Annotated in this window: 25 protein-coding genes; 5 read left to right on the top strand and 20 right to left on the bottom strand. The window is 69.9% G+C overall.

Going from position 1 to position 25598, the window contains the following annotated elements:
* Positions 1-166: 166 nt before the first annotated feature.
* From ACZ5Y9_RS05625 to ACZ5Y9_RS05580, 10 genes are all read right to left on the bottom strand, one after another.
* Positions 167-772: a hypothetical protein gene (locus ACZ5Y9_RS05625; protein WP_464472508.1), complete on the bottom strand. Its 606-nt coding sequence runs from the start codon at positions 770-772 to the stop codon at positions 167-169.
* Between the two features lie 47 nt (positions 773-819).
* Positions 820-2490, bottom strand: coding sequence for an ABC transporter ATP-binding protein (locus ACZ5Y9_RS05620; RefSeq protein WP_464472507.1), 1671 nt, complete (start codon positions 2488-2490; stop codon positions 820-822).
* A 17-nt stretch (positions 2491-2507) separates the two neighbouring features.
* Positions 2508-3458, bottom strand: coding sequence for an ABC transporter permease (locus ACZ5Y9_RS05615; RefSeq protein WP_247623217.1), 951 nt, complete (start codon positions 3456-3458; stop codon positions 2508-2510).
* A 34-nt stretch (positions 3459-3492) separates the two neighbouring features.
* A complete protein-coding gene (locus ACZ5Y9_RS05610) occupies positions 3493-4497 on the bottom strand; it encodes an ABC transporter permease (RefSeq protein ID WP_247623218.1) in 1005 nt (334 codons plus the stop codon).
* 118 nt (positions 4498-4615) lie between these two features.
* Positions 4616-6289 carry an ABC transporter substrate-binding protein gene (locus ACZ5Y9_RS05605; RefSeq protein ID WP_247623219.1) on the bottom strand — a complete coding sequence of 558 codons (1674 nt, stop codon included), beginning with the start codon at positions 6287-6289 and terminating at the stop codon, positions 4616-4618.
* A 154-nt stretch (positions 6290-6443) separates the two neighbouring features.
* Positions 6444-7307 carry a MurR/RpiR family transcriptional regulator gene (locus ACZ5Y9_RS05600; protein ID WP_464472506.1) on the bottom strand — a complete coding sequence of 288 codons (864 nt, stop codon included), beginning with the start codon at positions 7305-7307 and terminating at the stop codon, positions 6444-6446.
* A 14-nt stretch (positions 7308-7321) separates the two neighbouring features.
* Positions 7322-8806, bottom strand: a complete 1485-nt coding sequence (locus ACZ5Y9_RS05595; RefSeq protein ID WP_464472505.1) for a glycoside hydrolase family 3 N-terminal domain-containing protein — start codon at positions 8804-8806, stop codon at positions 7322-7324.
* A complete protein-coding gene (locus ACZ5Y9_RS05590; protein WP_247623222.1) occupies positions 8803-9636 on the bottom strand; it encodes a carbohydrate ABC transporter permease in 834 nt (277 codons plus the stop codon). The genes ACZ5Y9_RS05595 and ACZ5Y9_RS05590 overlap by 4 nt, the downstream gene beginning before the upstream one ends.
* Positions 9633-10607, bottom strand: coding sequence for a carbohydrate ABC transporter permease (locus tag ACZ5Y9_RS05585; protein ID WP_247632785.1), 975 nt, complete (start codon positions 10605-10607; stop codon positions 9633-9635). Before ACZ5Y9_RS05585 ends, ACZ5Y9_RS05590 begins: the two co-directional genes overlap by 4 nt.
* A gap of 15 nt (positions 10608-10622) precedes the next feature.
* Positions 10623-11912: a sugar ABC transporter substrate-binding protein gene (locus tag ACZ5Y9_RS05580; RefSeq protein WP_247623224.1), complete on the bottom strand. Its 1290-nt coding sequence runs from the start codon at positions 11910-11912 to the stop codon at positions 10623-10625.
* A gap of 180 nt (positions 11913-12092) precedes the next feature.
* Here ACZ5Y9_RS05580 and ACZ5Y9_RS05575 point away from each other — a divergent pair, with 180 nt between their 5' ends.
* The 4 genes from ACZ5Y9_RS05575 (at position 12093) to ACZ5Y9_RS05560 (ending at position 15408) form a co-directional block, all read left to right on the top strand.
* The gene (locus ACZ5Y9_RS05575; protein ID WP_464472504.1) at positions 12093-13352 is read left to right on the top strand and encodes an LCP family protein; all 1260 of its coding nucleotides are present in this window, start codon (positions 12093-12095) and stop codon (positions 13350-13352) included.
* A gap of 32 nt (positions 13353-13384) precedes the next feature.
* The gene (locus ACZ5Y9_RS05570; RefSeq protein ID WP_464472503.1) at positions 13385-14245 is read left to right on the top strand and encodes a spermidine synthase; all 861 of its coding nucleotides are present in this window, start codon (positions 13385-13387) and stop codon (positions 14243-14245) included.
* Between the two features lie 92 nt (positions 14246-14337).
* Positions 14338-14865 (top strand): hypothetical protein, encoded by a 528-nt coding sequence (locus tag ACZ5Y9_RS05565; RefSeq protein WP_247623227.1) that lies wholly within the window; start codon positions 14338-14340, stop codon positions 14863-14865.
* Between the two features lie 54 nt (positions 14866-14919).
* The gene (locus tag ACZ5Y9_RS05560) at positions 14920-15408 is read left to right on the top strand and encodes a SprT-like domain-containing protein (RefSeq protein WP_247623228.1); all 489 of its coding nucleotides are present in this window, start codon (positions 14920-14922) and stop codon (positions 15406-15408) included.
* 11 nt (positions 15409-15419) lie between these two features.
* On the opposite strand, the gene ACZ5Y9_RS05555 is transcribed toward ACZ5Y9_RS05560, so the two are convergent.
* The 9 genes from ACZ5Y9_RS05555 to ACZ5Y9_RS05515 all read right to left on the bottom strand — a co-directional run bounded on the left by ACZ5Y9_RS05555 (position 15420) and on the right by ACZ5Y9_RS05515 (position 23859).
* Entirely contained in the window at positions 15420-15881 is a 462-nt protein-coding gene (locus ACZ5Y9_RS05555; RefSeq protein ID WP_464472502.1) for a DUF3054 domain-containing protein, read from the bottom strand.
* A gap of 63 nt (positions 15882-15944) precedes the next feature.
* The gene (locus tag ACZ5Y9_RS05550) at positions 15945-16571 is read right to left on the bottom strand and encodes a 2-phosphosulfolactate phosphatase (protein WP_247623230.1); all 627 of its coding nucleotides are present in this window, start codon (positions 16569-16571) and stop codon (positions 15945-15947) included.
* A 100-nt stretch (positions 16572-16671) separates the two neighbouring features.
* Complete coding sequence (locus ACZ5Y9_RS05545; protein WP_464472501.1) at positions 16672-18150, bottom strand: ABC transporter permease; 1479 nt, start codon at positions 18148-18150, stop codon at positions 16672-16674.
* Positions 18147-18908, bottom strand: coding sequence for an ABC transporter ATP-binding protein (locus ACZ5Y9_RS05540; protein WP_247623232.1), 762 nt, complete (start codon positions 18906-18908; stop codon positions 18147-18149). Before ACZ5Y9_RS05540 ends, ACZ5Y9_RS05545 begins: the two co-directional genes overlap by 4 nt.
* Before the next feature lie 128 nt (positions 18909-19036).
* Complete coding sequence (locus tag ACZ5Y9_RS05535; protein ID WP_247623233.1) at positions 19037-19672, bottom strand: response regulator; 636 nt, start codon at positions 19670-19672, stop codon at positions 19037-19039.
* On the bottom strand, positions 19669-20865 hold the full coding sequence (locus ACZ5Y9_RS05530) for a sensor histidine kinase (RefSeq protein ID WP_464472500.1): 1197 nt from the start codon (positions 20863-20865) through the stop codon (positions 19669-19671). The genes ACZ5Y9_RS05535 and ACZ5Y9_RS05530 overlap by 4 nt, the downstream gene beginning before the upstream one ends.
* 69 nt (positions 20866-20934) lie before the next feature.
* The gene (locus ACZ5Y9_RS05525; RefSeq protein ID WP_464472499.1) at positions 20935-21726 is read right to left on the bottom strand and encodes a class I SAM-dependent methyltransferase; all 792 of its coding nucleotides are present in this window, start codon (positions 21724-21726) and stop codon (positions 20935-20937) included.
* Between the two features lie 33 nt (positions 21727-21759).
* The gene (locus ACZ5Y9_RS05520; protein ID WP_464472498.1) at positions 21760-22902 is read right to left on the bottom strand and encodes an AMP-binding protein; all 1143 of its coding nucleotides are present in this window, start codon (positions 22900-22902) and stop codon (positions 21760-21762) included.
* 9 nt (positions 22903-22911) lie between these two features.
* Positions 22912-23859, bottom strand: a complete 948-nt coding sequence (locus ACZ5Y9_RS05515; protein WP_464472497.1) for a 1,4-dihydroxy-2-naphthoyl-CoA synthase — start codon at positions 23857-23859, stop codon at positions 22912-22914.
* Positions 23860-23975: 116 nt separating this feature from the next.
* Here ACZ5Y9_RS05515 and ACZ5Y9_RS05510 point away from each other — a divergent pair, with 116 nt between their 5' ends.
* A complete protein-coding gene (locus tag ACZ5Y9_RS05510; RefSeq protein ID WP_464472496.1) occupies positions 23976-24953 on the top strand; it encodes an o-succinylbenzoate synthase in 978 nt (325 codons plus the stop codon).
* Positions 24954-24959: 6 nt separating this feature from the next.
* Here ACZ5Y9_RS05510 and ACZ5Y9_RS05505 read toward each other — a convergent pair whose 3' ends face one another.
* Complete coding sequence (locus ACZ5Y9_RS05505; RefSeq protein WP_247632797.1) at positions 24960-25580, bottom strand: TetR/AcrR family transcriptional regulator; 621 nt, start codon at positions 25578-25580, stop codon at positions 24960-24962.
* Positions 25581-25598: the final 18 nt, after the last annotated feature.

Raw genomic sequence — 25598 nt, 5'->3', positions numbered from 1 at the left:
GGAGTGTGCGCTCAGAAGCTCAACGAAATGCCGACCACCATATGAGGGCATGGAGAAGCGAGCGCAACTACTAACTATAGACACGAATCTGCGACATGGCAAGTGGAGTCCTTGACCAATATCGGATGCTGCGGTATTGGCATCCGTCAGCGCGGTGTGGCGAGCATCACACCCAGGTCCAGGTGACGAGCACCGACTCTGCGGTCTGCTGGCGCTCGGTCGCCGGCACCGTGTCGCTGAAGGAGAACGTCACGACGTAGGTCTGGTCGGCGCTGCTGACGTAGTACTGGTCGACGACGTAGGAGACGCCCTCACTCGACATGGCCGCCGAGATGTGCGCGGACTCGGAATCCGCGACGACGACGCGGTCGTGCACGACGACATCGGTGGCGCCCACCGTCTCGAGTTCCTTCAACCCCAGCGTCTCGACCTGGTCGGGCGTGACGACGCCGACCGGGGACTTGAGCACGTTCACGTTGTCGGCGAACCCGTCGGCGTCCTGGAGATCGGCGGCGAAGCTGTCGGGATCGAACCCGGGGATCTCCTGCTGCGGGTCCTCCCACCCCGCGGGCGCGATGAACGTGTAGCCGTCACCGGCGATCGTGGCTCCCGTCGCGGGCGCTGCGTCGAGTTCGCCCGCCGTCGTCTCCTCCGCCTCGACCTCGGACGAGGACCCGCTCGTCTCCTGCGGGGTCGGGATGAGCGTCGAGCACCCGGTGAGGGTGAGGGCGGCGGCGACGAGCAGGGCAGCGGATCGAAGAGGAGTGCGCATGCGTCACATGCTATCCACTGCCTGCGACATCGCCGGCCGCCCGCCCCTCACGACGCGATGTCGAGCTCGTTCCCGGGGATCGAGGCGAGCAGACGACGCGTGTACGGGTCGCGCGGGTTCGTGAAGATCTCCTCCGACGATGCGGCCTCGACCAGGCTGCCGTCCTTCATCACGCACACGTAATCGCTGATGAGACGCACCACGGCGAGGTCGTGAGAGATGAAGAGATAGCTGAGCCCGTACTCGCTCTGGAGGTCGCCGAGCAGGGTGAGGATCTGGTCCTGCACCAGCACGTCGAGGGCGGAGACCGGCTCGTCGCACACGATGAGGTCGGGCGAGAGCGCGAGTGCACGGGCGATCGCGACGCGCTGGCGCTGACCGCCCGACAGCTCCGACGGATACCGCCCGAGCATCGACTGCGGCAGCGCCACGTCGTCGAGCAGCTGGCGCACGCGCGCACGACGCTCGGCGCCGCTCCCCCGGCGGTAGAACTCGAGGGGCTCGGCGATCAGACGCTCGATCGTGAACATCGGGTTCAGGCTGGAGTACGGATCCTGGAAGATCGGCTGCACGCGCTGGCGGAAGTCGCGCGTCTCGGCACGACTGAGCGACGCGACGTCCTTGCCCTCGAAGCGGATCAGACCGCTGGTCGGCTCGATCAGCTTCAACAGCATCCGCGCCGTCGTCGTCTTGCCCGACCCCGACTCCCCCACGATCGCGACCGTCTCGCCGCGCGGGATCGCGAGCGACACGTCGTTGACCGCGACGAAATCTTCGCCGCGTCCGCGCACCGGGTACACCTTGGTGAGGCCCTCGATCTCGACGATGTGGTCGGCCTTCGCAGCGGAACCGGAATCCACGGACGCGTCGGCCGCGGCATCCGCTCGTTCCTCGACCTGGAAGGCCTCCGGACGCAGGCGCGCGGCCGCCACCGAGGGGGCGGCCTTCACGAGGGACTGCGTGTACGGATGCTGCGGATCCTCGAGGATCTGGCGGGCGGGGCCCTGCTCGACCACCTTGCCGCGGTGCATCACCACGACGCGCTCCGCGCGCTCGGCGGCGAGACCGAGGTCGTGCGTGATGAGCAGCACGGCGGTGCCGAGCTCGCGCGTCATCGCACCGATCTGATCGAGGATCGTGCGCTGCACCGTGACGTCGAGCGCGCTCGTCGGTTCATCGGCGATCAGCAGACGCGGCTTGCAGGCGAGGCCGATCGCGATCAGCGCGCGCTGCCGCATTCCGCCCGAGAACTCGTGCGGATACTGCTTCGCCCGCTTCTCGGGATCGGGCAGGCCCGCGGCGGTGAGCGCCTCGACGACCTTCTGCTGCACGTTCTGCCGCGTGGCGAGACCGTGCGCGAGCAACGTCTCGGCGACCTGGGTGCCGACCTTCGCGACCGGGTTGAGGTTCGACATCGGATCCTGCGGGACGAGACCGATGTCGCGCCCGCGGATCGTGCGGAGCTCGTTCTCGCCGGCGTGCGCGATGTCGCGCCCGTCGAGACGGATGCTGCCGCTGGCGACCCTGCCACCTCCCGCGAGGAGGCCGATGATGGCCATCGCGGTCGTCGACTTGCCCGAACCGGACTCGCCGACGATCGCGACCGTCTCACCGGGCGAGATCTCGAGGTCGACCCCCTCGACGGCGTGCACGACGCCGTCCATGGTGGTGAAGTCGACCGCGAGCCCCTCGACGGAGAGGAGCGGGGTGTCGTTCATCGTGTTCTCCTGGGCGTTCATCGGGCACGCGTCCTCGGGTCCATCGCCTCGCGCAGCGCCTCACCGAACAGGGTGAAGCCCAGCGCGGTGACCGCGATGCAGATACCGGGCAGGAAGGCCAGCCACGGCGCGATCGAGAGTTCCGCCTGCGCGTAGGTGAGCATGCGACCCCACTCGGCCGTCTCGGGGCGACCGCCGCCGAGACCGAGGAACGAGAGCGCTGCGGCGTCGATCACCGCGGTCGCGAGCGTGAGCGTGCCCTGAACGATCACGGGACCGATCGCGTTCGGCAGCACGTGCGACATCGTGATGCGCCCCCGACCGAGACCGAGGGTCTGCGCCGAGAGCACGTAGTCGCTCGATCGCTGCTGCAGCATCGAGGCGCGCAGCAGGCGGGCGAAGATCGGCACCTGGGAGGCACCGATCGCGATCATCACCGCGAACGGCGTCTGGCCGAGGATCGCCGCGATCGAGACCGCGAGGAGCAGGTTCGGCACCGAGAGGATGATGTCGACGAAGCGCATGATCACGGTGTCGACCCAGCCGCCGAAGGTACCGGCGAGGAGACCGAGCAGCATGCCGCCGACGAGTCCCATCGCGGTGGAGATGACGCCGACGAGCAGCGACGCCCGCGCACCCCAGATCAGCTTCGAGAGCACGTCGCCGCCGAACCGATCCAGGCCGAGCGGGAACTGCGGCAGCTCCCCCGGTCCCGGGATGTAGGTCGGGGTGATGAACTTCGCCCCGGGGAGCGCGGTCTCGGGATACGGGGCGAGCAGCGGGGCGAGGCCCGCCACGAGGAGGAACAGCAGCACGATGATCGCGCCGATCCACGCCGTGGGGTTGCGGCGCAGACGTCGGAAGACGTCGCGCCAGAACCCGCCGGGCCCTTCCTTGATGCCGGCCTGGGCGATCGCGACGGTGTCGATCACGCCGCCGCCCTGGGCGGGTGGGAGTGCGACGCTCATGACATCGCCCCCTTCCGGATGCCGGTGATGGTCGTCATTGGACCCTCACTCTCGGGTCGATGAAGCTGTACGAGACGTCCACCGCGAGGTTGATCAGCGCGTACGCGATCGCGATGAAGATGATGAAGCCCTGCAGCACCGGGAAGTCCCGGGTGAAGATCGCCCGGGCCAGGAAGGACCCGATCCCCGGGAAGGCGAACACCGTCTCGGTGAGCACCGCCCCCGAGATGAGCAGACCGGTCTGCAGACCGATCGTCGTGATGACGGGCAGCATGGCGTTGCGCAGGATGAAGCGGTTGCGGAGCGTCGACGATCCGACGCCCTTCGCCCGCCCGGTGCGCACGTAGTCGGCGTTCTGCACCTCGAGCACGCTCGCCCGCGTGATGCGCACGATGATCGCGAGCGGGATCGTGCCCAGCGCCAGAGCCGGGAGGATCAGGTGCAGGATCGCGTCCCACGCGGCATCGAACTCGCCCGTGATGAGACCGTCCCACACGTAGAAGCCCGTGGGATGCGTGGCGTCGATCCTCGGATTCTGCCTGCCGTCGGAGGGCAGCCAGCCCAGTTGCACGGCGAAGATGTACTTCAGGATGAACGCGAGGAAGAACACCGGGATCGTGATGCCGATCAGGCTCAGCACGACCGAGGCGTGGTCGCTGAACTTGCCGTGGCGGCGCGCGGCCCAGTAGCCGAGCGGGATGCCGACGCCGACCGCGAAGATGAGCGCGACGACGCTGAGCTCGATGGTGGCCGGGAAGCGGCGGAAGAACTCCTCGACGACCGGCCGGTTGGTCTGGATCGAGGTGCCGAAGTCGCCCTGGAGCAGCCTCGTCACCCAGACGAAGTACTGCTCGATGAGCGGTTTGTTGAATCCGTAGAGTTCGTTGACCCTCTCGATGGCCTCGGGGGTCGCCTTCTCACCGAGAAGGGCGACGGCCGGGCCGCCGGGGAGGGCTCTGACCCAGGCGAACAGCAGGATGCTGAGGCCGATCAGAGTGGGGATGAGGAACAGCAGTCGCCCGCCGATGGTGCGCAGCACAGAGATCTCCGTAGATCGGGCGCACACCCTTCGTCTCGCTCCGCTCGCTCAGGGACCGGGAGGCCGGTCCCTGAGCGAGGAGCGGAGCGACGAGACGAAGGGTGCGCGTCGGTCGGGCCTACTTGGTGAGGACGATGTCCGTGAAGACCTCGTCGTTCACCGGGCTGGCCGGGTAGCTCTCGACGCGCGGATCGAACGCCAGCGTGGGCGCCGGGTGGGCGAGCGGAACACCGGGGATGAACTGCGCGACCATCTCGTTGATCTCTTCGTACAGAGCCGTCTGGTCCTCGAGGTTCGAGACGCCGCGCGCCTCGTTCAGCTTCTGGAACAGCTCGGGGTTGTCGAAGCCCCACTCGGAGCTCTGCTGGCCGAAGAAGACGCCGACGAAGTTGTCGGTGTCGTTGTAGTCACCGGTCCACCCGAGGAGGTGGATGCCGTGGTCCGACGTGCCGGTGGTGCGGTCGAGGTACTCGACCCACTCCTCCGAGACCGGGGTGGTCTCGACGCCGACGTCTGCGAGCTGCGACGAGAGCACCGTGAAGATCTGCTCGGGGTCCGGCATGTACGGACGCGAGACGTTGACCGGGTAGTTGAAGGTGAGCTTCAGCGGGTTGGCCTCGTCGTAGCCGGCCTCGGCCAGCAGCTCCTTGGCCTTCTCGGGGTCGTAGTCGAAGGTCGTGACATCGGGGTTGTAGCCGTTGACGACCTCGGGCACGAACTCGATGGCCTTCTCGGTGCCCTCGGGGAGCACCTGGCTGATCAGCGCGTCCTTGTCGACCGCGTACGACAGCGCCTCACGGACCTTCGGGTCCTGCAGCTCGGGGATCGCCTGGTTGAACGCCAGGTAGAGGATCGTGAACGGCGGGCGCGACACCATGGTGAAGCCGTCGTCCTCGAGAGCCTTCGTGTCGGCCGGGCCGACGAGGTCGTAACCGTCGATCGAGCCGGACTCGAGCGCCTGGCGGCGAGCGGTCGGGTCGTCGATCGTGCGGAAGATGATCTCGTCGATCTGTCCGGCGTCACCCCAGTAGCCGTCGTAGGCCTTGAGCGTGACCTGCTCGCCCGGTGCCCACTCCTCGAAGGAGTAGGGACCGGTGCCGACCGGGTGGCCCATGGCGTACTCCGAGAGCTGCGGAGCCTCGGCGGATCCGCCCACCTCGTCGGCGCCGAACTCCTGCATCGCCGAGGGGCTCTGCATCGCGAACGACGGCAGCGACAGCGAGGCCACGAAACCGGCGAAGGGCTTGTTCAGCTCGATCGTGACGGAGTAGTCGCCGTCGGGCGTGCACGACTTGTACACGGCATCCGCCGCGGTGTCGGCGTAGCCCTTGAAGAGCTTGTTGTAGTAGTAGCCGAAGGCTTCGGACGCGGCGAGGCCGGTCCAGTTGTACCAGCGGTCGAAGTTGACGCAGACGGCCTCGGCGTTGAACGGCGTGCCGTCCTGGAAGGTCACGTCCTCCTTGAGGGTGAAGGTGTGGCTCATGCCGTCCTCCGACGACTCCCAGCTCTCGGCGAGGAGCGGCGCGGGGTCGGCCGTTCCCGGCTCGGTGCCGACGAGACCCTCGAAGATCTGCCGGGAGACGCGGAAGCTCTCGCCGTCCTGCGCGAACGCGGGGTCGAGGCTGGCCGGGTCGGACGATGCGGCGAACACGAAGGTGCCGTCGACGTCGCCGGACCCTTCCGAATCGTTGTCGCCGCGCTCGCTCGCGACACAACCCGCGAGGGCGAGGGCGGCGATCGTCGCCCCCGTGATGGCGACGAGACCGCGTCGTCGAAGTGGTGACTGGTGCATGGATGAACCTTCCCTGTGGGGCGTTTCGCTGCGCATGCGGGCATCGTCGCCCGCATGGTGATTCCCTCGACGCTACTCAGTGGATGTTGGTATGCCAAGACTCTCGCGTTACGAGAGTGTTGCGATCCGGTATCGCGATCTCCGGACCCGGGTCTCAGCGCCGGTGGTGCACCGCGGCGTCGTGCGTGAGCCGAAGCGGGATCGACACGGGCTCGCCGCGGTGCTGCACGACGCGCACGAAGAGCACGTCGACGAGGGCCAGCTGCGCGATCCGGCTCGACATCGCCGCCATCCGGAAAGGCGACTCGTAGGCGTGCGTGAGGAGCACGAGTTCGGCGGTCCGCGCGAGCGAGGAGTCGGCGACACCGGTCACCGCGACGGTGAGCGCACCGGCATCCCTCGCCACCTCCAGCGCACGCAGCGTCTCGACCGTCTCGCCGCTGTGCGAGAAGGCGACCGCCACGTCGTCCGACGTGCGCAACGCGGCCGCGGTCAGCGCCAGGTGCGGATCGGCCGAGTGCGAGACGGCGCTGCCGATGCGCGAGAGCTTCAGCTGCAGATCCTGCGCGGCGAGCGATGAGGCCGCCTGGCCGAAGAGGTCGATGTGGCGGGCATCGACGAGGGCCCGCGCCGCCCGATCCAGGGTCGCCGCATCGAGCCCGTGAGCGGTCCTCTCGATCGCGTCGATCTGCTGGGCCGCGAGCTTCGCGGCGATCGTGGCGGGGCCATCGTCGGCCGAGATCGTCGTCGAATCCAACCCGAAGCGCGCCTGCTGCGCCTGGGCCAGCGTCACCGAGCGCGCGACCGCCACGCGCAGCTCGCGGTAGCCGCTGAAGCCCAGCGACTGCGCGAAGCGCGCGACGGTCGACAGCGATGTGCCGCACAGCTCGGCGAGGTCGGTGATCGCGAGTTCGACGACGACCATCGGGTCGTCGAGGATCCGCTCGGCCACGCGCGTCTCGGCCGCGCTCAACTTCGGGGCCGAGCGGCGGACCAGCGCGAGAACGTCGTCGTCCATCGTGCGCACCCGTCTCAGCCGGCGGCGCCGACCAACCGCTCCCGTGCCATCTGCGCTCCCAGCCTACTGGCGGCTCCCACCTCGATCGTCGGCAGCGGGAGCGCCGTGCGTGCGGCGAGGCCCACGTTGACGACGACCGCCTCGGGATCGCGCACGGCCGCGCGCTCCACGAGTGCACGCTGCGCGGCATCCGCATCGGGACGGTCGATGAGCAGCACGGTCGTGCCCTCCGTCGACACCGCGTCGTCGAGCACCCGATCCTGCTCCTCGACCGAGGTGTGCGCGACGTCGAGGCGCACGCGGCGCCCGTCGTCGGCGAGCGTCGCCGAGACGTACGCCGAGGCGCTGTCGACGGCCAGCGTCGAACGGCGGCGTGCATCGACGACCGACAGAGCGGATGCCGCGGCCGGGGCGTCTCCGACGACGCTGATCGCGCGACGCACGACGTCGGTCGCGTCGAACTCCTCGATGCCGTCCGACACTTCGGCGGCGGCCGCACGGAGCTTGCGCGCGAGCGCCGTCACGCGGCCGGCGGCCTCCTCGACGCGCTCACGGGAGAGCGACCCGTCGCGCAGCGCTGCGACGATGCCGTCGCGCGCGGCGCGGAAGTCGCGCTCGTCCTGGTCGGGGAGGGCATCGTCGCCGGGGTTCGTGGGGTTTCCGATGCAGAGCAGGTCGGCGCCGGCCGCGAGGGCCTGCGCCGCTCCCCCGCCGATCCCGACGGTCTCCCGGATGGCCGCCATGTCGAGCGCGTCGGTGATGATGACGCCCTCGAAACCCCACTCGCGCAGCATGCCGAGCACGCGCGGGTTGAGGGTGGCGGGCTGGTCGCCCCACGCCGGGACGACGATGTGGGCGGTCATGATGCTGTCGACCCCGGCCTCGACCGCGGCACGGAACGGCGCCAGGTGCACGCGCTCGTACTCGTCGATGTCGAGCGCGATCTCGGGCAGCGCGTGGTGCGAGTCGAGATGCGTGTCGCCGTGACCCGGGAAGTGCTTGATGCACGCGGCGACGGCACCGTCCTGGATGCCGTCCACCGCCGCGATCACGTGACGTGTGACGAGCGGCTCCTCGGAACCGAACGCCCGCACGCCGATCACGGGGTTGCGCGGATCGGTGTTCACGTCGGCGACGGGACCCAGCACGACGTTCGCACCGACCGCACGCACGCGACGGGCGAGCTCGGCACCGGTGCGCTCGGTCGCGACGAGGTCGTCGAGTGCGCCGAGCTGAGCGGCTCCGGGGAGCGTGGACCCGGTGGCCGACTCGAGGCGGGTGACGCTGCCGCCCTCCTCGTCGACGCCGATCAGGGCATCCGGGTTGGCGGCGAGGATCTCGGCGCTCAACGCCGACAGCCCCTCGCCCACGTTCTGGCCGAAGTACACGACGCCGGCGAGGCCGTCACGCAGCTCGGAGGTCAGCCAGGCGGGCGCCTCGGTACCGAAGAAGCCCGGCCAGAGCACGCCGTTCGCGAGGCGCTCGAGGTCGTCGGTCATCCCTTCACGGCTCCCGCCACCATGCCCGAGGCCAGACGGCGCTGCACGATCACGAAGAAGATCATGACCGGGAGGGTGATGATCGTCGACGCGGCCATGATGCTGCCCCAGTCGTTGGCGAACAGGCCGAAGAACGACTTGAGACCGATCGAGACCGTGTACTGGTCGGTCTGCGCGCCGAGGATCGTCATCGCGAAGATGAACTCGTTCCACGCGGTGATGAAGCTGAAGATGCTCGTCGCGACCAGGCCCGGCATGACCAGCGGCAGCAGGATCGAGCGGAACATGCGCCACCAGCTCGCGCCGTCGATGTAGGCAGCCTCTTCGAGTTCGACCGGGACGGCCGCGACGAATCCGCGGAGCATCCAGATGCCGAAGGCGAGCGAGAGCGCGACGTACACGACCATCAGGCCCAGGATGCTGTTGAGCAGGCCCAGGCTCTTCACCTGGAGGAACAGCGGGATGACGAGCGCCTCGAGCGGCACCATCTGCACGACGAGGATCATCATGAGGATCGTGGTGCGGAACTTGAACTTGAAGCGGGCGACCGCGACGGCGGCGAGGAGGCACACGAGCGCGCTCACGACGACGGTGACGATCGCCACGATCGCCGAGTTGCGCAGGAACGTGCCGAACCCGCCCTCGGTGAGGACGAACGCGAAGTTGTCGAAGGTGAACTCCTGCGGCAGCAGCGACTGCCCACCGCTCGAGGCCTTCTTGTCGAAGGCGCTGGAGACCATCCAGTAGACGGGGAACAGCGTGAAGATCAGGACGGCCGCGACGGCGATCCCGATACCGATGCGGGAGCGGAGGGATGCGCGCGGGTTCACAGCTCGTCCTCCTTCATGAGGGATCGGATGTACACGATCGTGATGCCGATCAGCACGAGGGTGAGCAGCACGGCGAGTGCCGCACCGAAGCCGTAGCGGTTCTGACCGAACGACTCGACGTACGACCAGACGCCGAGGTTGAGCACCTGGCGGTTGCCGCCGCCACCGCCGGGCATCAGGTACACCTGGGCGAAGACCTTGAAGTCCCAGATCGTCGACAGGATGATGACGACCGAGAAGACGGGCTTGAGGGTCGGGAAGATGATCTTCCAGAAGCGGCGCCACGCGCCGGCGCCGTCGAGGGCCGCGGCCTCGAGCATCTCCTTCGAGACGCCGAGGAGTCCGGCGAGCACGGTGATCGCGACGAACGGGAAGCCGTGGTGCACGACGTTCAGCAGCACGATCGCGTAGAACGACCACTGGTTGGTGAACCAGTTGATCGACTGGTCCATGAGGCCGAGGTCTCGCAGGACGGAGTTGAAGATGCCGCGGTCGGCATCGAAGATGAAGGTCCAGACGTAGGTGCCGGTCACGGCGGGCATCGCCCACGCGACCATGATGCAGCTCGAGACGATGACGCGCCACGTGGTGCCGAGGCGAGCGAGCAGCAGGGCGACGAGCGTGCCGACCGCCACGGTGACGAAGACCGCCACCGCGGCGAACCCGACGGTGTTGGGCAGGACCACCGTCCACAGGGTCGGGTTGGTGAGCGCCTCGACGTAGTTGTCGAAGCCGATCCAGTTGTTCTCCCCGGTGTTGATCTCGCGCAGGCCGTAGTCCTGCAGCGAGTAGATGAACACCTGGATGAGCGGCCAGAGCATGAGCACCGCGAGGATGATCAGCCCGGGCGCGAGGAGGAGCCAGGGGCGGGCCGTGACGATCGAGAGACCGCGACGCTTCCGGCCGCCGGCCACGGAGGCGGAGGTGGACTCCGCCTTCGTGGCCGGCAGTGGCGCTTGCACCATCGACATGGAAGGAGTGCTTCCTTACTGGTTGAGCAGGTCCGTCATCTCAGCGGCGGCATCCTTCGTCGCGGTCGCGACGTCCTTCTGCCCGCTGAGGATGGCCTGGATCATGGAGTTGGTCGTCTTCTTCGCCTGGACGGCGCCGAAGTTCGGGGTGACCGGGACGGATGCTCCGCCGTCGACCATCTGCTCGGCGAACGGTGCCACGAGCGGGTCGGTCGAGGCGAGGGCCTCTTCCATCGCGGACTGGACGCCCGGGAAGTAGCCGGTCTCGTTCGACCACTGCTCGGCGAACTCACCGGTGGTCATGAGCTTGACGAACTCCCACGCGAGGTCGGCGTTCTTGGTCGTGTTGAAGACCGAGAGGTGCGATCCGCCGAGCACGGACGGGGCGATGCCGCCGTCTTCGCCGGGGATGACCGCCGCGCCGATCTTGCCCTCGAGGTCGGGGTTCGCCTCGATGAGCGACTTCGGCGTCCACGAGCCCGAGAGCATCATGGCGACGTTGCCCTGCGTGAACGCGTCACGGAGGTCGGTCTCCTTCCAGGTGGTGGCACCTGCGGAGGAGAAGCCGTGCTCGGTCGCGAGTCCGGTGTAGAACTCGATGCCGGCCTGCGACTCGGTGCTGTCGAGCTCGCTGGTCCAGGTGTCGCCGTCCTTCGTGGCGATCTCTCCGCCCGCACCCCAGACCCAGGGGTAGACCTGGAACTCGGCGTCACCGGGAACCGGGAACGGGAGCATGTCGGGCTTGGCGGCCTTGATCGCGTCGCCCGCGGCGATGATGTCGTCCCACGTCTTCGGAGCCTCGAGACCGAGCTCCTCGAACACGTCGGCGCGGTAGACGAGCGAACGCACGCCGGCGTACCACGGCATGCCGTAGAGCTCGTCGTCGTAGGTTCCCGCGACCTCGAGGCCCTCGACCAGGTCGTCGCGCAGGCCGTCCTCGGCGTCGACGTACTCGTCGAGCGGGAGGAGGGCGCCGGCGTCGGCGAACTCGGCGGTCCAGGTGGTGCCGGTCTCGGCGATGTCGGGGGTGGTGCCGCCGGCGATCGAGGTGACGAAGCGATCGTGCGCGTCAGCCCACTGGATCTCCTCGATGTTGACCGTCGCTCCGGTCTCCTCTTCGAAGGCCGCGGAGACCTTGTCGTAGAAGGCGGTGGAATCGGGGTTCGTGCCCTTCATGATCCAGACGGTGAGCTCCTGGCCCTCTCCGTCTGCTGCTCCGCCGTTGTCGCCGCCGCCGGCGCAGCCGGCCAGCGCGAGCGAAGCCACGGCGCCGAGCGCCACGACCGGAAGAATGCGCTTGTGCATCAGTGGATCTCCTCTTTGAAACGTCCTGGGGATGGACGAGTGGGTGCTCGCCCTGTCGAATAAGTATCTACGACTAACTAATTGCCTGCAAGTTTTTCACACGATCGTCACATGCTTGTGACAATCGTTTCCGTGGGGCCTTCACAGGCATCCTCCCGGGGCCCTGGCTATGCTCTCGAGATGCCTCGCGCCCGCCACAAGGACCGATCCACCGTCGCCCGCCACGCTCCCCTCCCCACCCCGGGACCGATGAAGGGCTTCCTCAAGATCGCCGGGATCACCCTCGGCGTCGTCCTGGTCTCGGCCATCGCCGTCGGCGCCTTCGTCGTCGTCGACTACATCAACCGCTTCAATGCCGACGCGGTGGCGCTCGAGGACGCGCCGGAGGTGGAACCTCCGTCGATCAGCGCCTTCCCGGGCGAGTTCAGCGTGCTGCTCATCGGCACCGACGAGTGCGGCGAGGTGTCAGGCGGGCTCCTCGGCGAGCGCTGTTCGGAAGCCGACGGCGGCATCCTCAACGACGTCAACCTCCTCGTGCACGTCTCGGCCGAACCCCGCAACGTCACCGTCGTCTCCCTGCCGCGCGACCTCATGATCGAGACGCCCGAGTGCACGCGCGAGGACGGATCGATCGCCTCGGCGACCAGCAAGACGCAGATCAACTCGATCTACCAGAACGCCGGGCTCTCCTGCGTCGCCAAGACCATCACCGACCTCAGCGGCGTCGAGATCCCGTTCGCCGCGAAGATCGATTTCGATGGCGTCATGGCCATCACCGACGCGATCGGCGGTGTGGAGGTCTGCATCGGCGGAGACGGCATCCGCGACGAGAAGGCGGGCATCGACTATTGGGCGCCCGGACCCCGGACCGTCTCGGGTTACGAAGCGCTGCAGTTCATCCGTACGCGCTACGGGGTCGGCGACGGCAGTGACATGGCGCGCGTCTCGAACCAGCAGCAGTACATGTCGCGACTGGTGAAGAAGATCCTCAGCGACGAGGTGCTCAGCGACCCGAGCAAGGTGCTCGGGCTCGCGAACACGGCCGTCGACAACATCAAACCGAGCACCGAGCTCGGCAACCCGGTGCGCATCGCGCAGCTCGCACTGTCGATCAAGGACGTCCCGTTCAGCGACTTCGTCTTCGCGCAGTACCCGGTCTTCGAGGACCCGGACGACAGCGACCGCGTCGTCCCGAACTACGAGGCCGCCGAGACCCTGTGGTCCGCACTCGCCGCCGGTCAGCCGGTGCAGCTCACGGGCGACGCGACCAACAACGGCGGCGTCGAGGTCGTCGACCCGGGCACGGCGACCGACCCCGGGACCGCCCCCTCCACCGACGCACCGACGACCGAGACCCCGTCGCCCCGCGCCACGCTCGACCCGAGCATCTCGGGTCAGACCGCCGAACAGGAGACCTGCACCAACGGCCGTCAGCGCTGATCGGCACGGCACGAGCGCGTAGGCTCGCAGGCATGGGACGGATGCGCGCACGCGACACCGAGCATCCGCAGGCGAAGCTCGATCACGGCGGCGTCGCCACCATCGCCCCCTCGGAGTTCACGAGCGGATTCGAACTCATCGTCGACGGCACCCCGCAGTCGCACGTCGACCTCGACGACCCGACGCACCTTCACTTCGAGTACATCGTGCGCATGGGCGCCGTGATCGATCAGCTGCCCGCGGGACCGCTCACCGCCGTGCATCTCGGCGCCGGCGCCCTGACCGTGCCGCGCTACATCGATGCGACCCGTCCGGGATCGCGGCAGCAGGTGATCGAGTGGGAGGCGCCCCTCGCGGCGCTCGTGCGCGAACACCTGCCCCTACCGAAGGGCGCGTCGATCCGCCTCCGCATCGGGGATGCGCGCGAGGGCGTGCAGAAACTCCCCGCCGCCCTCACCGGCGCGTGCGATCTCGTCGTCTCCGACGTCTACTCCGGCGCGCAGACCCCGGCGCACCTCACCAGCGTCGAGTTCTACCGCGAGGTCTCGCAGCTGCTCTCCCCGGGAGGGGTGCTGCTCATCAACGTCGCCGACGGCCCTGGACTCGCCTTCGCCCGCCGACAGGTCGCGACCGTCGCCGCGGTGCTCCCCGAGGTCGCGGTGCTCGCCGACACGCAGGTGCTCAAGGGACGCCGCTTCGGCAACCTCGTGGTCGCGGCATCCGCCTCTCCCCTGCCCACCGAGTGGCTCCCCCGCCTGCTCGCCGCGGGCCCGCATCCGGCGAAGATCGCGCAGGGCGCCGAGGTGAAGACGTTCGTGCAGGGCGCGCACATCGTCACCGATGCGGATGCCGTGGCCTCTCCGCGACCCGACGCCTCGCTCTTCCTGCGCTGATCCGCATCCGGGATGCGGGCACGCGGGCGTGCCGACCCGACGACCGGGTGAACGGCATGCAGACTGGACGGGGACGCTGCGGAAGGAGAGCAATGAGTTTCATCCGGGGATACGACCGGGAGAACCTCCGCGAGCTGGTCGATATCGACGAGTGCGCGGTACGGCTCGAAGAGATCGAGGATCAGCGCAGCCTTCCCGCTCTGCTGGAGCGCGTGTGGTTGCTGAAGGTGCTGGGACGCCTCGACGAGGCGCTCGCCCTCGCGGAGACGACCGTGCGACAGGCGCGCATGGCGGGCACGCGCAAGGATGTGCTGCGCGCCCGCGTGCTGCGTGCGACCGTGCAGCAGTTCCGTGGGGCGCACGCCGCCGCCGAGCAGGAGCTCGCCGCGTGCGCGGAGGAGGCCGAAGGGCAGGGGTGGATCACGATCGCCGCGTTCGCCCACCAGCACCGCGGCAAGAACGCCTTCGACGCCGGAGATTTCGACACCGCGCGCGACAGCTTCAAGCAGTCGCTGTTCCTGCGCCGCGAGGCCGGCGCGGCAGATCGCGAGCTCGAAGTCACGCTGCTGGCGATCGACGCGGCCGAGCGCCGTCGCCCGTCGCAGCTCGTCGCCGGCTGACCGTGCGCACCGGCCGTTCACCCCGGTGTCGGCGGTATGGCTTAGCCTGAGCGCATGGCGGATCTTGACCGTGTGCGCATCTGGGGTGAGGCGCTCATGACGATGTACCTCGACGACTCCTGGTCGTTCGGCTTCGACCATGCCAAGCGTCGCGCCGGGCAGTGCGACTACACGAAGAAGCGCATCACCGTGTCGCGCTATCTCGCGGCACGGTTCGACGACGACGAGATCCATCAGGTGCTGTTGCACGAGGTCGCCCATGCCCTCGCCGGGCACGCCGCCGCGCACGGTCCGGCCTGGAAGCGCGTGGCACGCGACCTCGGTTACGTCGGCGGCACCACGCACCACGGCGAGACCGCCGTCGAGCTCGCGCCCTGGATCGGCCGCTGCCCCGCCGGGCACGAGACGTTCCGGCATCGCCGCCCGACCCGCGCCACCTCGTGCGCCCAGTGCTCGCGCACCTTCGATCAGCGATACCTCTTCACCTGGACGCGGCGCGAGATCACGGCCGACGTGAAGCTCGCCGCGCAGTCGCCGCGCTAGGGCGCTGGGCTCTAGAGCGTGCGCGGGCCGTCGCTCGCGTTCTCCGAGGAGGCCGTTTCTTCCGGGTCGTCGTGCGAGAGGGTCGCGCCCTGCTGACCGTCGGCCGCTGCCCGCGAGGCGCGCCCGCGTCGCAGGAGAGCCGTGACCGCGCGCCACCCCACCAGCAGCACGCCGAGGGTCAGCGTCGCGACGATGATGAATGCGAGCTGAGCGGTGTCCCCCGTGACCACGCGCAGCAGCATGCCGCCGGCGACGGCCACGACCCAGACGACCACGCCCCACAGCACCGACCACGGCCGACGCGGGCGACCGGGCAGCAATGCGGCGAGCGCGTGACCGACGAGCAGCGCGACCAGGAACGGCCAGGCGGTGAGCAGGAATCCGGCGGGGCTCTCGTCGTGAGAGGCGCGGCCGATCACGGCGAAGATCAGAACCAGCACGGCGTCGACGATGACTGCGGGGAGGAACCTCATGCCCCGACCCTACGCTCGTGCCCCGCGCACACGGTGCTGCCCCCGGGCGTGCCGCCGGCTGTCTCAGGCGAAGGCGGTGAAAGCCCGGTCGCGGAGCACGGGGACCGCCGAGACGGCGTCGAGACGGGATGCCGCGGCGACCGCGTCGGCATCGGCGGTGTCGCGCGCCGAACCGCTCGCCGAGACCAGGTGCCCGAGCGCACGGCGCAGAGCACGGAAGCCCTCCGCCGCGACCGCCGCATCGGGCGCCGTGTGATCGATGCCGAGGTCGGTGAGCGCCGCGATGATCGCTCCGGCGGCGAGGTGGTCCTCGACCGCGAAGCGCACGTCGTTCGAGCCGTCGCGCTCCCCCGCGGCGATGAGGGCGACCGAGGTGCGCGCCTGACGCTCCTCCTGGATGGCCTGCACGGTGCGTGCGACGGCGGTGGCATTGCGGATGCCTCCGACCAGCACCGTCGCTCCTCCGGCGGCGGCGGTCACCGCGAGCGCCGGTGCGACGGAGTCCGTCGACCACACCGCCGCCTCGGCCAGATCGATCGCGGCACCGTCGGCGACGGCATCCGCCAGTCTCGACGAGAAGTGCAGCACGTCGACGATCACGACCACGTCGGCCTCGGCGAGCCGTGCGAGGCCGGCGAGCCCCCAGTCGAGGCGGACCTGGTAGGTGGACTGATCGAACGGCGACGGCATCCGTCCAGCCTATTCCGCACCGTGAGGGGTCAAGACACGCCGCCCGCGGGACCGCGGCAGCGGCGTGTCTTGACCCCTCAGCGAGCCGGCGAGCCCGCCGTCAGTCGGCTGCCAGCGCCTCGACCGGCGCGACCCGCGTCGCGAGCCGGGTCGGCGTCGCGGCGGCCACGAGCGTCAGCACCGCCGTCGCGACGACGATGATGACCACCGGCAGCCACGGCACCTGCGGAGCGACGAGCCCGGCGGGCGTGAAGTCCGGCAGCACCGGCACCGAGCCGAGCAACGACTGGGCGGCGATCCACCCGTAGGCGACTCCGAGCACCAGACCCGTGAGCGTCGCGGCCACCGTGATGTGCGTCGCCTCGAGCAGCACCATGCGGCGCACCTGGGCGTTCGACAGCCCGATCGATCGCAGCAGCCCGAGCTCACGGCGCCGCTGCACGACACCGATCGTGAGCAGGTTCACCAGGCCGACGGCGGCGATCACGGCCGAGACGGCGACGAGCACCATCATGATCGAGGCGAAGGCGTCGAACGGCGCGAAGAACTCCGGCGGCACCTCCTCGGAGGTCTGGTTCATCATCAACCGCTTCGCCGACTCCAGCGCGACCGCGAACATCGTCACGAGGGTGACGCCCATCACCACGCCGATCGCCATGCGCGACGATCGCTCGGGATACCGCAGCGCGTTCTCGGCGGCGAGGCGCGCGGTGGCGCTGGACCCGAACATCCGCCCGACGAGGCGCAGCACCGGCGGCATGAACAGCACCGAGCCGAGCGCGAGACCGGTGAACGAGAGCAGGCCCCCCACGAACGCGACGACGACCCCGAGCGGCGTCACGAGTCCGACCAGCACCCCACCCGCGAGCAGGGCGGCACCGGCGATGAGCAGCACCCAGGCGCCGACATGACGCCCGGCCCTGCCCGACACCTCGTCGTGGCCGCGCTCGACCGATCCGCCGATCGCCTGCAGGGGCGTCACCGTGAGCACGCGTCGCGAGCCGACCCATGCCGCGACCCAGGTCGTGAGCGCGACGCCCGCGGCGGGCAGCACGAGGAACGGCTGCGCGAGGGTGAAGTCCGCCGGCACGTTGGCGATCAGCATCCGCCCGATCTGCACTCCGACGGCAGCGAGCGCAACACCGACGATCACGCCGGTGAGCGCGCCGATCACGCCGACCACGAGGCCCTGTCGCCCGACCTCCGCACGCTGCGAGCGCGCGGTCGCACCGACCAGGCGCATGAGCGCGATCTGACGGGTGCGCCCGGCGATGATCGTCGAGAACGTGTTGGCGGTGACGATCGCGGCGACGTACATCGCGACCCCCGTGAGCAGCACCGAGAGGATGGCGACGACGATCGCGAGCGTCTCGCTGTCGCCGATGAACGGGTCGGCTTGCAGCACCGCACCGATGAAGGCCGTCACCTCGACGAGGATCACCCCGAACGCCGCCGACAGCGCCGCGACCAGGATGCTGGCGCCCATGCCCCGGTCGCGCAACCACGCGAGGCGCGGAGCCGTGGCGGCCGTCTCGGGCACGACGGTACCGACCACCGAGGCCGTGCCGACGGCGGTCATGCCGACACCTCGGCCGCGAGCATGTAGGCCGAGATCTCCTCGGCGGTCTGGCGCGGGTGGTCGGCGACGATGCGACCGTCACCGAGGTAGAGCACGCGGTCGGCGTGGCTGGCCGCGATGGCGTCGTGGGTGACCATCGCGATCGACTGACCGTGCTCCCGGCTGGCGGCCTGCAGCAGCTGGAGAACCTCGCGTCCGGTCTTCGAGTCGAGGTTTCCGGTGGGTTCGTCGGCGAAGACGAGGTCCGGCGCGGTGGCCAGGGCACGGGCGATGGCCACGCGCTGCTGCTGTCCGCCCGAGAGCTGGTGCGGACGGTGGCGCAGGCGCGAGCCCAGACCCAGCGTCTCGATGAGTCCGTCGATGCGCGCACGCTCCAGCGCGCTCGGCCGGCGCCCGTCGAGCTCGAACGGCAGCAGGATGTTGCCGAGGGCATCGAGCGTGGGAACCAGGTTGAACGCCTGGAAGATGAACCCCACGCGTCGGCGGCGCAGGATGGTGAGGTCGAGGTCGCCGAGACCCGTGATCTCGGTGTCGCCGATGAACGCGCGCCCCTCGGTCGGGGTGTCGAGGCCGGCCATGATGTGCATGAGCGTCGACTTGCCCGAGCCCGACGGGCCCATGATCGCGGTGAACTGACCGCGGCGGATGCCGACGCTGACGTCGTCGAGCGCCCGCACGACTCCCTCGCCGGAGCCGTAGGTCTTCTTCAGGTGCTGGACGCGGGCGGCGAGGCCCAGGTCGGTGGTCGTGATCTCCATGTCTCCGACGCTACGGAGCAGGTGCCGTCGCGGTCGTCGCCCGGCGGATGCATCCGCCTCCGCCTGGAGGATGATCCCGACGATGCCGCAGGGAGGATGCCGGGGGCCGTGCTCAGGCGAGGCGGATCTCAGGCGAGGCCGTGCTCGAACGCGAACACGACGAGCTGCACGCGGTCGCGCAGGCTGAGCTTGGAGAGGATGCGGCTGATGTGCGTCTTGACGGTCGCCTCGCTGAGGAACTCGCGCGTCGCGATCTCACCGTTCGACAGACCGCGTGCGGCGAGCGCGAAGATCTCGCGTTCGCGGTCGGTGAGGTCGGCGAACTGCGGAGGAACCGGGGTCGGCGCATCCGCGAAGTGCGCGAACAGCTCACGGGTGGCGGATGCCGCGATCACACTCGACCCCGCGTGCACGGTGCGCACGGCGGCGAGCAGGAACTCGGGGTCGGCGTCCTTCAACAGGAATCCGCTCGCCCCCTGACGAATGGCCCGGGCCGCGGCCTCGTCGAGGTCGAAGGTCGTCAGCATCACGATGCGCGGCGCGTCGGGGCGCTGGAGGATCTCGGCGGTCGCGGTGAGGCCGTCCATGACCGGCATCCGGATGTCCATGAGCACGACGTCGGGTCGGGTCTGCTGCACGACATCGAGCGCCTCCCGCCCGTCGCCGGCCTCGCCCACGACCTCGAGGTCGGGCTGGGAGGCGATCAGCATCCGCACACCGGCGCGGAAGAGGGACTGGTCGTCGACGAGGACGACTCTGATCATGACGTGACTCCGATCGGCAGCATGCCGTAGACGTGGAACTGCGCTCCCCGGCGCTCGGCATGCAGACTACCGCCGACCAGCTGGGCGCGCTCGCGCATGCCGATCAGGCCGTGCCCGCCCTGCCCCAGCTGCACGGGCCCAGGCCCCGGCGCGACGGTGTTCGCCACCCGGATCTCGACCCGGTCGGGCAGCCACGCCAGGTGCACGTCGACCGCTCCGTCGCCGTGGCGGATCGCGTTCGTGAGGGCCTCCTGCAGGATGCGGTAGACCGCGAGCTGGATGGCCGCGGGCGGCTCACCCGGGGGCACGGGGTCGATCGTGATCCGCGGTTCGATGCCGGCGTGCCGCACCTGCGCGAAGAGCGTCTCCAGGTCGGCGAGCGTGGGCTGCGGTCCGTCGCCCTGGCGGTGACGCAGCTGGGTGAGGAGCATCCGCACGTCCGACAGCGCACCGCGGGCGGTCTGCGCGATCGTGCCCAGCGCCTCGGTCGCCATCTCGGGCTTCGCTGCGGCGGCGTAGCGGGCTCCATCGGCCTGCGCGATCACGACGGCGAGCGAGTGCGCGACCACGTCGTGCATGTCGCGGGCGATGCGCACGCGCTCCTGCTCCTCGGCGGCCACGGTCTCGGCCTGCGCGCGCGCCACCTGCGTGGCGCGACCGGCGAGGATGACCCGCCAGAGCAGTCCCGCTCCCCATGCCATCACCATCGCCAGCACGAACAACGAGCCGAGCAGCACGGAGGTGAGCGCGGCGCGCATCACACTCGCGGCGTCGGTGATCAGTTCGCCCGACCACGCCAGCCCGAAGTACGCGCCGCCGACGATCCCGCCGCCGAGCGCCGAGGCGCCGCCGAGCCACAGCAGTCGTCGGCTGCCCCAGGCCGCCGTCGCGAACAGCACGACCAGCACGCCGAAGTCGAAGGGTACGGGTGGCAGCCCCGCAGCCATCTGGAGGAGCGCACCGAACCACGCGACGCAGAGGGCCAGAGCCGGGGCCAGGCGGGCGATCGCGGCGGCGCCCCAGACGATCGCTCCGACGACGAGGTAGGCCGTGACCGACCACCCGCCGTCGACGATCCAGACGCTGAGGCCGCCCGAGCCCGGCACGAGGGGGATGCCGACCGTGAGACCGAAACCGATGACCGCGCCGACGATGTCGAGGGCGAGCCAGGTGCGGGAGACGGGACGGAACACGCTCTCACGCTACGCGAGCGAAGGGCGCGCCGCGTCCGTCTGGGGATGTATCCCGAGTGCGACCGGCCGTCAGGCCCGGGCGATGATCTCGCCGTGCGGAACGAGGTACCAGCCGTCTCCGGCATCCGCCCATCGCTTCCAGGCGTCGCTGATCGCCTGCAGCTCGGAGGGGCCCGCGAGGCCGCTGTCGACGAGCTGGCGCGCGAGCGCCGATTCGAGGATGCGGTCGGCCCACATGCCGCCCCACCACGCGCGCTCCTCGGGGGTCGCGTAGCACCAGGTGGATGCCGTCGCCCTGACGTCGTCGAAGCCGGCGGCGCGCGCCCACGAGAGCAGGCGTCGCCCGGCGTCGGGCTCTCCCCCGTTCGCCCGGGCGGCCGCGCGGTACAGCCGCAGCCACTCGTCGAGTTCGGGCAGCAGCGGGAACCAGATGAACCCGGCGTAGTCGGCGTCGCGCGCCGCGACGATGCCGCCGGGCACCGTGACTCGTCGCATCTCTCGCAGGGCCTGCACCGGATCGCCGACGTGCTGCAGCACCTGGTGCGTGTGCACGACGTCGAAGCTGTCGTCGGCGAACGAGAGCGCGTGCACGTCTTCGATCGAGAAGTCGACGTTCGTGAGGCCGCGGTCCGCGACGAGGTTCTGGGAGAGCACGAGGGCGTTCGCGTCGATCTCCGTCGCCGTCACGTGCGCGACGACGGTCGCGAACTCGGCCGTGATGCTGCCCGGGCCCGCGCCGACGTCGAGGAGGCGGGCGGCCGGATCCAGGTGCGGGCGGAGATACTCCGCGGAGTTCGCGATCGTGCGGGAACTGTGCGAACGGAGAACGGTCTCGTGATGTCCGTGCGTGTACGTGGCCATGCCCCAGTCTGGCACGGGCCGCGATAGCGCCCCTCAGCGCAGTTCGGCGGCGATGCGGCGGATCGCCTCGCGGTCGGGCTTTCCGGAGGCGAGCGTCGCGATCTCGTCGACGAGGATCAGGCGCGCCGGACGCGCGTGCTTGCCGAGCGCCTCGGCGACGGCGTCGCGCGCGTGCACGAGCTGGTCGGATTCGCTGCGGCGCAGCACCTCGCCGCGGGCGGCGACGATGACGGATGCCTCGCCCCACCGCTCGTCGTCGATGCCGACCACGACGGCCTGATGGAGACCCGGCACCTGCCGCACGATCCGCTCGACGCGATCGAGGGAGATGTTGATGCCGCCCGAGACGATGACGTTGTCGGCGCGACCGTGCACCCGCACGATCCCGTTCTCGACCAGACCGAGGTCGCCCGTGCGATACCAGCGGATGCCGTGCTCGTCGCGCACGAACACCCGCGAGGTCAGCTCGTCGTCGCCGAGGTAGCCGTCGGCGAGCATGGGCCCCGCGATGCGCAGCTCTCCGTCGATGGTGCGCACCGAGACGGTGTCGAGGGGGACCCCGTCGTACACGCACCCGCCGCTGGTCTCGGTGGAGCCGTAGGTGCGCACGAGGCGCACGCCCAGATCGGATGCCCTCTCCCGCAGCGGCTCGGGCAGGGACTGCCCGCCGACGAGGATCGAACGGTAGGCCTGCAGCGCGGCGCGCACGGCGACGTCGTCGGCCGCGTCGAGCAGCGTCGCCACCTGGGCCGGTACGAGCGAGGTGTACAGCGCCTCATCACCGTGTCGCAGCATCGACAGCGTGGCGTGCGCGAACGCCTCGGGCGAGAACCTGCCCGACAGCGCCACCGGTTCGGTGCCCGCGAGGATCGAACGCACGAGCACCTGGAGACCCGCGACGTACCCCGTCGGGAGGGCGAGCAGCCAGCGGCCCGATCCGATGCGGTCGGCGGTCGCCTCGGCGCTCGTGCGCAGCGCCTCGGCGCTCAGCGCCACGCGCTTGGGGATGCCGCTCGACCCGGAGGTCGCGATCACGACGGCCGTGCCCACCGGAACCCGATCGGGCACGTCGGCGAGCATCCCGAAGCCGAGCGCCGGACCCCCGTCGAGCGCCCGCCGCAGCGCGACACTCAGCGGCTGCGGATCATCGGCCTCGATCGGGATCAGCACGGTCATGACGGTGCCTCAGTAGTGCCAGGGGAACGACGACCAGTCGGGGTCGCGCTTCTCGAGGAACGAATCTCGCCCCTCGACGGCCTCGTCGGTGCCGTAGGCGAGACGCGTCGCCTCGCCCGCGAAGACCTGCTGCCCGACGAGTCCGTCGTCGACGGCGTTGAACGCGAACTTGAGCATGCGGATGGCGGTCGGCGACTTGGTCAGCACGGTGCGGGCCATCGCGAGCGCCTCGCGCTCGAGCTCGGCGTGCGGCACCACGCGATTGACCGCGCCCATCTCATAGGCGCGCTGCGCCGAGTACTCCTCGGCGAGGAAGAACACCTCGCGGGCGATCTTCTGCCCGGTCTGGCGGGCCATGTACGCGGAACCGTATCCGGCGTCGAAGCTGCCGACGTCGGCATCCGTCTGCTTGAAGCGTCCGTGCTCGGCGCTGGCGATCGTGAGGTCGCAGACCACGTGGAGCGAATGCCCGCCTCCCGCCGCCCATCCGGGCACGACCGCGATGACGACCTTCGGCATGAAGCGGATCAGACGCTGCACCTCGAGGATGTGCAGGCGGCCCAACGAGGCGGGGGAAGGAGAAGCCGTGGTCCCTGAGCCTCCCCCCGCGATCCCTGAGCCTGTCGAAGGGGCGGCGTACTTGTACCCGTCGCGCCCCCGGATGCGCTGGTCGCCGCCCGAGCAGAACGCCCATCCGCCGTCCTTCGCGCTGGGGCCGTTGCCCGTGAGCAGCACCGCGCCGATGCGCGGGTCCTGACGGGCGATGTCGAGCGCACGATAGAGCTCGTCGACCGTGTGGGGGCGGAAGGCGTTGCGCACCTCCGGCCGGTGGAAGGCGATGCGCGCGATGCCTCCGTCGTTCGAGACGTGGGCCGTGATGTCGGTGTAGTCCTCGGCGCCGGGCGCGAGCTGCCACTCGGCGGGGTCGAACAGGTCGGAGACGAATGCGCTGGTCACTTCTCCACCCTATTCCCGCGCGCGGCTGCGCCCCCGTCGCACTTTCCGTCGGAAAGATCCGGCCGGACCGACGGAAAGTGCGACGGGAACGGCGGCGGGAGATGAGAATGAGACCCATGACGCCCGAACTCAGCGAGATCCTCTCCACCGCACGCGTGGTCGCCCTGCCGATGCACACGCGATTCCGCGGCGTCGACACCCGGGAGGCTCTCCTCTTCGAAGGCCCCGAGGGATGGGCCGAGTTCTCGCCCTTCATCGAGTACGGGGATGCCGAGGCCGCCACCTGGCTCGCCGCGGCGATCGACTTCGCCTGGCGCCCGCAGCCCGCACCCCTGCGCGACGGCATCCGCGTCAACGCCACGATCCCCGCGGTCGAGGCCGCGCGCGTGACCGACGTGCTCGCGCGGTTCTCCGGATGCCGGACCGCCAAGGTCAAGGTCGCCGAACCCGGGCAGACGCTCGCCGACGACATCGCCCGCGTGCGCGCCGTGCGCGAGGCGATGGGACCGGAGGGCCGCATCCGCGTCGATGCGAACGGCCTCTGGAACGTCGACGAGGCCGAGCACGCCGTGCACGCGCTCAACGAGTTCGATCTCGAGTACGTCGAGCAGCCGTGCGCGACGGTCGAGGAGCTCGCCGAGCTGCGCACCCGCGTGAAGTACCTGGGCATCCCGGTCGCCGCCGACGAGAGCATCCGCAAGTCGTCCGACCCGTTGGCCGTGGCGCGCGCCGGGGCCGCCGACCTCATCGTCGTGAAGGCGCAGCCGCTCGGCGGAGTGACCCACGCCCTCCAGCTCATCGCCGCGACCGGGCTTCCGGCGGTCGTGTCGAGCGCCCTCGACACCGCCGTCGGACTCTCGCAGGGCGCCGCCCTCGCCGCCGCCCTCCCCCACCTCGACTACGACTGCGGCCTCGGGACGGCATCGCTCTTCCTCGACGACGTCGCCGATCGGCGCCCCCGCGACGGGGTGATCCGCGCCGACCGCGTCACCCCGGACGGTGCCGCGCTCGACCGCCTCGCCGCCGACGACGACCGCCGCGACTGGTGGCTCGCGCGCCTCGAACGCAGCTACCGCGTGCTCGACGAGGGCTGAGACCCGTCAGACCAGGAGCAGATCGACCAGTCGGCCGAGTTCCTCGCTGCCCGCGCGGCGCAGCTGAGCGTCGTCCTGCCCGGCCATCGCGCCTCGCACGGTCATGCCCTCCCAGACGATCATGAGGATGCGTCCGGCGACCTCGGCCGGCACGCGCAGCCGCAGCTCCCCGGCGTCGACGATGTCCGTGACGATCTGCGCGATGCTGCCGACCATCTCGCGTTCCTGGGCCAGATACGCCGCTCCGAACTGGGCGTCGCGGAGCGCGCGGATGCGGATCTCGCTCATGAGCATCACGCCCATGCGGTCGTCGCTGCCGGAGTCCATCACCTTCTGCAACAGGTCGGTCGGATCGCAGCCGGGCACCAGGCCGCCCTCGGCGGTGATCTCGGTCACGCGCTCGCGCACCGCGTTCACACGGGTCTCGGCGACACGTCCGGCGAGCATCAGGAAGAGCTCGTCCTTCGATTCGAAGTTCGAGTAGAACGCCCCGCGCGTGAAGCCGGCGCGCTCGCAGACCGCCTCCACCGAGGCGCCGTCGAGGCCGACCTCCGCGAAGAGCTGCTCGGCCGCCTCGAGCAGGCGGGCGCGCGTGTTCTCACGACTCCGGGTTGCCGGTATCGACATCGAAACCTCCTGGTGTTC

It is taken from the genome of Microbacterium sp. T3-8 (assembly GCF_055398145.1).
This window is presented reverse-complemented; position numbering and strand designations above follow the sequence as displayed.